The sequence below is a fragment of the Actinoplanes sp. NPDC051633 genome (assembly GCF_040681735.1).
Classification (GTDB): Bacteria; Actinomycetota; Actinomycetes; order Mycobacteriales; family Micromonosporaceae; genus Actinoplanes.
Genome location: NZ_JBFAZH010000401.1, coordinates 1 through 6,167, shown reverse-complemented (window position 1 = coordinate 6,167; position 6,167 = coordinate 1). Strand labels below are relative to the sequence as shown.

General features: G+C 72.0%; 10 protein-coding genes. 4 read left to right on the top strand and 6 right to left on the bottom strand.

The genetic code is table 11. The features are described from left to right. Together AB0M20_RS21875 and AB0M20_RS21870 are read left to right on the top strand one after the other, a co-directional pair. A partial coding sequence (locus AB0M20_RS21875) for an NAD(P)-dependent oxidoreductase (protein ID WP_364300844.1) occupies positions 1-638 on the top strand: 638 nt, incomplete at its 5' end. A gap of 14 nt (positions 639-652) precedes the next feature. Next, positions 653-1,729, top strand: coding sequence for a LacI family DNA-binding transcriptional regulator (locus AB0M20_RS21870; RefSeq protein WP_364300842.1), 1,077 nt, complete (start codon positions 653-655; stop codon positions 1,727-1,729). Here the strand turns inward: AB0M20_RS21870 and AB0M20_RS21865 are convergent. Genes AB0M20_RS21865 through AB0M20_RS21850 form a run of 4 tightly spaced genes read right to left on the bottom strand, consistent with a single transcriptional unit; the run spans position 1,693 to position 3,244 of the window. Further along, a complete protein-coding gene (locus AB0M20_RS21865) occupies positions 1,693-2,148 on the bottom strand; it encodes a hypothetical protein (protein WP_364300840.1) in 456 nt (151 codons plus the stop codon). The two genes, AB0M20_RS21870 and AB0M20_RS21865, sit on opposite strands and share 37 nt — an antisense overlap. Next, positions 2,145-2,708, bottom strand: coding sequence for a CDP-alcohol phosphatidyltransferase family protein (locus AB0M20_RS21860; RefSeq protein WP_364300838.1), 564 nt, complete (start codon positions 2,706-2,708; stop codon positions 2,145-2,147). The genes AB0M20_RS21865 and AB0M20_RS21860 overlap by 4 nt, the downstream gene beginning before the upstream one ends. Further along, on the bottom strand, positions 2,705-2,917 hold the full coding sequence (locus AB0M20_RS21855) for a hypothetical protein (RefSeq protein ID WP_364300835.1): 213 nt from the start codon (positions 2,915-2,917) through the stop codon (positions 2,705-2,707). The genes AB0M20_RS21860 and AB0M20_RS21855 overlap by 4 nt, the downstream gene beginning before the upstream one ends. A gap of 3 nt (positions 2,918-2,920) precedes the next feature. Then, positions 2,921-3,244, bottom strand: coding sequence for a winged helix-turn-helix domain-containing protein (locus tag AB0M20_RS21850; RefSeq protein WP_364300833.1), 324 nt, complete (start codon positions 3,242-3,244; stop codon positions 2,921-2,923). Between the two features lie 87 nt (positions 3,245-3,331). Between AB0M20_RS21850 and AB0M20_RS21845 the strand changes: the two genes are divergently transcribed. Beyond that, on the top strand, positions 3,332-4,177 hold the full coding sequence (locus AB0M20_RS21845; protein WP_364300831.1) for an NAD(P)-dependent oxidoreductase: 846 nt from the start codon (positions 3,332-3,334) through the stop codon (positions 4,175-4,177). Between the two features lie 15 nt (positions 4,178-4,192). Here AB0M20_RS21845 and AB0M20_RS21840 read toward each other — a convergent pair whose 3' ends face one another. Next, on the bottom strand, positions 4,193-4,996 hold the full coding sequence (locus tag AB0M20_RS21840) for an LLM class flavin-dependent oxidoreductase (RefSeq protein WP_364300829.1): 804 nt from the start codon (positions 4,994-4,996) through the stop codon (positions 4,193-4,195). After that, positions 4,996-5,799 (bottom strand): alpha/beta hydrolase, encoded by an 804-nt coding sequence (locus tag AB0M20_RS21835; RefSeq protein WP_364300827.1) that lies wholly within the window; start codon positions 5,797-5,799, stop codon positions 4,996-4,998. The genes AB0M20_RS21840 and AB0M20_RS21835 overlap by 1 nt, the downstream gene beginning before the upstream one ends. Before the next feature lie 55 nt (positions 5,800-5,854). Here AB0M20_RS21835 and AB0M20_RS21830 point away from each other — a divergent pair. After that, on the top strand, positions 5,855-6,167 hold a 313-nt coding region (locus tag AB0M20_RS21830), incomplete at its 3' end, for a GntR family transcriptional regulator (protein WP_364300825.1).

Below are 6,167 nucleotides of genomic sequence, written 5' to 3'. Positions count from 1 at the left end.
TGGCGCACCTGGCCGCCATCGCCGACCCCGACCACGAGCCGGCCACCGAGATCTTCGTGAACAACACGACCGCCACCTTCGTCGTGCTGTGGACCGCGGCCGAGCACGGCGTACGCCGCTTCGCGATCGCCAGCAGCGCCCACGCCACCGGGCTCTCGCTCAACCCGCATCGGCCGCCGGTGCGCTACCCGATCACCGAGGACACCCCGGCCGACATCGCCGACCCGTACTCGATGGCGAAGCAGACCGACGAGAACACGCTGCGCGCGGTGTGCCGGCGGTTCGGCGCGTCGGGGGTGGCGCTGCGGCTGCCGCTGGTCGTGCCGCCGGACCGGCACGACGAGATGCGCCGCTGGTATCAGTCGGAGCTGGCGGTCAGCGCCGGCGGCGGATTCGTGTGGATGGACTCGCGGGACGCGGCCGAGGCGTTCCGGCTCGGGTTGACCGTCGAGTACGAGGGTGCTCACGTGCTCCTCGTGGCGGCGGAGACGACCTTCGCCGACAAGCCGACCGCCGAGCTGCTGCCCGCCGATCAGCCGCATTTTCCCGGGAACGCGGCGCCGGTCGACACCAGCCGGGCGCGTGATTTCCTGGGCTGGGCGCCGGAACATCCCGGCGTACCATCGTCGGAACTGTAAAGAAAGCGAAGGTCATGAGCGAAGCGCCGGGTCGACGGCAGGCCGTCCGGATCAGCGACGTGGCTCGCGCTGCCGGAGTCAGCAAGACCCTGGTCTCGTACGCGCTGAACGACCGGCCCGGGGTCAAGGAGTCGACGCGCGCCCACATCGTCGAGACCGCGCAGGCGATGGGCTGGACCCCGAGTATGCGCGCGCGGGCGTTGTCGGCCTCGCGGGCGTACGCGATCGGCCTGGTCTTCCAGACGTCGCCCGAGGCGCTGGCCAGTGACCAGTACTTCACGAGCCTCATGGCCGGCCTGCAGAGCGTGCTGTCAACGTCGCAGTATTCGCTGGTCACCGAGGTCGTCGACTCGGCGGAGGCGGAGGCCGTCGCGTACCGGCGGCTGGCCCTCGACGGCCGGGTCGACGGCATGGTGATCGCCGACCTGCGCGCGGACGACCCGCGGTTCGGGCTGGTCCGGGAGGCGGGCCTGGCGTACGTCAGCCTGGGCCGGCCGCCGGAGCAGGCCGGCATGCCGGTGTTGGTCTACGACGAGACGCAGGCCATCGCCGACGTGGTCGCGCACCTGGCCGAGCGCGGGCACACCCGGATCGCTCATGTGGCCGGCCCGCAGGTGAACGACGCCGCCAAGGTGCGCCGCGAGCAATATCAGAAGCACCTGCGCCGGCACGGGCTGCCGGACTCGGCCTGGGTCGCGAGCGACTACACCGCGGGCGGCGGCCGGGAGGCCACCACCAGGCTGCTGGAGGGCGACCCGCAGCCGACCGCGATCGTCTACGCCAACGACCTGATGGCGATCGCCGGGATGAGCGTCATCCACTCTCGCGGCCTGCGCGTGCCGGAGGACATCTCGATCGTCGGCTGGGACGACATCACGGTCTCGCAGTACCTGCATCCGGCACTGTCCACTGTGACCCAGCACCCGTTCGACGACGGCCGGCTCGCGGCGCAGCTGCTGCTGGAGGCCATCGACGGCAAGGAGTTCGCCGACCCGGTGTGGACGCCGAATCCGCGCTTCGTGCCGCGGGCCAGCACGGGTCGGGTCGGCACGGGTCAGGCCGGCGCCGGTCCGGCCAGTGCTGGGGCGTAGGCGACCGCGACGAAGCGGATCGCCCGGCCGGCGAAGCAGATCGCGGCGAAGACCTGGGGCCGCATCCGTGTCGATCCGAAGTAGACGGTGGTGGCCAGCAGGGGCGGGAAGCCGGTGATCGCGCTGACGGCGAGCAGGCCGGCGGCGGGCCACGGCCGGTCGGGTGGCGGGCGGCGGTGCCGGCCCGCTCGTCGTACCCCGGCCAATTTTCGTTGCAGCCACGCGGATCGCAGCGCGCCGCGCGCGGCGAGGAAGAGGACCAGCTTCCCGGCGGCCTGGCCCAGAGCGGCGGCGAGGCCGAGGGTGATGGGGTTGCCCTGGCCGGTCGCCGTGGCGGCGATCAGATACGGCTCGACCGGGGCGATCGGCAGGACGGCGGAGACGATCCCGACGGCCGCGGCCGCCAGGATCGCGATCATCGCGGGCCGAAGGCCAGGATCGGCGCGGTCAGGCGGGACACCGAGACCAGCGACGCGGTCTTCACCGCGGTGACCGCCAGGGCGAACGCGAGCGGCGGCAGCGGCGACGGGCTGAGCACGACGAGGACGATCAGCGCGGCGGTGTTGAGCGCCTTGGCCGGCGGTGACCAGTTCCACCACCAGATCCGGCGGTCGACCCGGCCGAAGTGGTTGGGGCTGAGCAACGGCCAGCGCAGGAACGCGAGGCTCAGCAGCTGGTCGACGACCATGAACTGGAACAGGAAGATGCCGACCGGCAGCGCCGTCTCCGGGCGCAGGACCATCAGCGCGGCCGCGCACGTGGCGGTGCACGCGCGGTCGGCCACGATGTCGAAGACCGCGCCGGCCCGCGTCTCCTGCCCGAGCGCCCGGGCGGCGGCGCCGTCGGCGATGTCCCCGGCCCAGTAGGTGGCGTAGGCGGCGATCAGCAGCCCCGGGCTGTGCTGAGCGAGAGCGGCCACCGCCAGCCCGACGGCCACGACCGTCCGCACCGCGGTGATCGCGTTGGGCACGTGTCTCACTCGGCGTCCTTGAGGATGCGTTCGACCTCGGCGGTGCGCCGGGACAGCTCGGCCAGCTGCTCGTGCACCTCGCTCAGCGTGCGGTCGGTGCGCTCGGCCAGGTCGGCGTAGCGCCGCTGCTCGGCGGCCCGGCTGCGGGTGCTGAACAGCCAGACCACCGAGATGATCAGCGCGCCGGCCACGATCAGGAAAACGGAGGCGATGTCCATCATTCAGTCCTTCGCATCGGTGGTCAGGGTGGCCGCCGCGGCGGCGACCACCTCGGGAGTGAGCAGCAGCGAGAAGGGCGCGGACTGGTAGAACTTCAGCGCCTTGCCGTCGTCGGACAACTCGAGGTGGGCGGTCACCAGGCCCGCCTTCTCGAGCTTCTTCAGGTGCACCTGCAGCAGCGCGCGACTGAGACCGAGGTCGCGTGCCAGCTGCGAGACGTACGCGCGACCGCCGGCCAGCGCGGCCAGCACCCGCAGCCGGTGCGGGCTGGCCAGCGTGCTCAGCACCAGCACGAGCGCGTCACCGGTCAGCTCGTCCTTGCTCATGCCAACTATTATTAGCAGGTGCCAACCGAACGTCAACTGAAGTGGGGGAGTTCACTGGACGGGAAGCCGACGAGAGGAAGTGCACCGATGCGTGTTGCCGTGCTGGGAGCCGGTGTGATGGGCGCCGGGATGGTCAAGTCGCTGCGGCGGGCCGGACACGACGTCGCCGTCTGGAACCGGACCGCCGCCAAGGCCGAGGAGCTCACCTCCACCGGGGCCGTCGCCGCCGCGACCGTCACCGAGGCGGTCACCGGCGCGGACGCCGTACTCACCGTGCTCTTCGACGCGGCCGCGACCCTCGCGGTCAAGGCCGAGCTGACCACGGCGCTCGCGCCCGGCGCGGTCTGGATCCAGGCCGGAACCCTCGGCGTCGCGGGCATGACCGAGGTCGCCGACGGCGTCGCCGCGATCGTGGACGCGCCGGTGCTGGGCACGAAGAAGCCGGCCGAGGACGGCGCGCTGATCGTGCTGGCCGCCGGCAACCCGGGCCTGATCAAGCAGTGCGAGCCGGTGTTCGACGCGATCGGCGCGCGGGTCGTGCGGGCCGGCGACGAGATCGGCAAGGCCAGTGCGCTGAAGCTGGTCTGCAACTCGTGGGTCGCCTCGATGATGGCCGCCATCGCGCAGTCCGTGCGGTTCGCCGAGGCGCTCGGCGTCGACCCGCGGCTCTATCTCGAGGCCATCGACGGCGGGCCGACCGGCGCTCCCTACGCGCAGCTCAAGGGCAAGGCGATCCTGGCCGGCGACTACACGACCTCGTTCGCGGTGGAGGGCGTCATCAAGGACACCGACCTGATGATCGACGAGGCGGAGCGCGCCTCCTTCCCGACTTCGCTCTTCGAGGCGGTGCGCGCCCTGTTCGTCGAGGCGGAGAACGCGGGACACGGCGACGCCGACATGGCGGCGGTCGCGGAGGCCTTCCCGCACCGGTGATTGCCGGCGGTTGGATCATCGGGCCGGGCCGTCGCGGACCAGGCCGCGGACGGCATCGGCGGGCGTACCTGGCTCGATCTCGGCCAGCCACCACGTCGCGCCGGCGGCCGCCCACGGACCGGGGTCGGCGCCGGCCGGGATCTCGACCGCGATGTCGAACGGCGCCGGATTGTCGCCGCGCAGCTCGCGCAAGGCGGCGCTGACCTGCGCGAGCTGGTCGGGACGGGTGAGGTTGACCGGGAAGAAGCCGTCGAGCCGGGCGGCCCGCCGCAGCGGTGCGCGGTTGCCGGGAAAGCCGGCCGCCCAGACGGGTACGCCCGGACGCTGCACCGGTCGCGGCAGGAAGCGGACGCCGTCGACGGTGTAGTGCCGGCCGTGATGATGCACGACCTCGCCCGACCAGGCCGCCCGGAGGACGTCGAGGGACTCGTCCAGCATGCCGGCCCGCTTCCGATCGTCGAGCTCCTCCGCCGTCTTGGCCCACTCGTTGCCGAAGCGGTCACTGCCCAGGCCCACGCCGAGCGTGAGCCGCCCGCCGCTGAGCTGATCGAGAGTCGCGGTCTCCCGGGCGACCTTGACCGGCCGGCGGCGGGCCAGCGGCGTCACCATCGGGCCCAGCCGGATCCGGCTAGTCACCGTCGCCATCGCCGCCAGGGTCACCCACGGGTCGGCCACCTCCTCGACCGGCGCCCGCCAGATCACGTGGTCCCAGACGAAGACGCCGTCCCAGCCCGCCTCCTCCGCGTCCGCCGCGAGCCGCACGGCGACGCGCGGGTCGGCCAGCTCGTTGAACAAGGGCAGGAACACCGCCGAGCGCATCACTTCTCCGTATGGGTGGTGAGGGCGTCGACGAACACGTCCCAGAGCGGCCGGGGCACGTCGTGACCGGCGCCCTCGAGCACGAGGAACCGCGATCCCGGGACGGCGGCATGCAGCGCGGCGCCGTGCGCCAGCGGATACATCGGGTCGCGGTCACCGTGCACGACGAGAACCGGTGCGGTCAGGTCGCCGAAGCCGCCGCCGGCCGGGCCGTCGATGTGCATGCTGAAGTGGTTGGTCAGCGCGGCGGTCAGGTCGCGGGTGCGGGCGATGTCCTGCTCGGCCAGCGTACGAACGGCCTCGGCGTCGAAGAAGGGTGAGTCGCCCGCGTACGCCCGCAGCGACTCGACGACGTAGTCGGCGTTCTCCGCGTAGGGCGGGAACTCGGCTACCGGCGGCGGCAGGTCGTCGTCACCGGTCGTCGTCGCGACGAAGGTCAGCGAGGCCACCCGGTCGGGGTGATCGACACCGAGGATGAGCGCGATCCCGCCGCTCATCGAGCGGCCCACGATGTGCGCGCGGTGCACGCCCAGCACGTCGAGGATCCCGACCGCGTCGCGGGCCAGGTCGGTCATCGTGTACCCCGGCGCGCCCGGCGGGTAGCTGATCGACCGGCCGGTGTCCCGGTTGTCGTAGCGGATCACGTACCGGCCGCGGGCGGCGAGCCGCTCGCACAACTCGGTCTCCCACCAGAGCATGGATGCGCAGGCGCCGTGGATGAGCAGGACGGCCGGGTCGGCCGGTGAGCCGAAGGTCTCGACGCAGAGCTCCACGCCGTTGGCGACGACGATCTGTTCAGTCATGCATCGACCGTAGATCCGAAGCTGACCCGTTACCGGGTCCGGTTAGAGTCCGGTTATGGGTACCAGTGCGCCGGAGATCCTGCTCGACATCGACCGGGGGCGGCCACGTGGGCTGCGCGTACAGGTCGAGGAGCGGCTGCGCGAGGCGATCCGCTCCGGCCGGCTCACCGCCGGCGCCGCCGTGCCGTCGACCCGCGCCCTGGCGGCCGACCTCGACGTGACCCGCAAGGTCGTGGTGGAGGCGTACGACCAGCTGGTCGCCGAGGGCTACCTGGTCGCCCGGCCGGGTGCGGCGACGATCGTCAACCCCGCGGTGCGTTCAACTGAAGTTACAGTTAACAAAAATGACGGAAGTTATAATCAACATA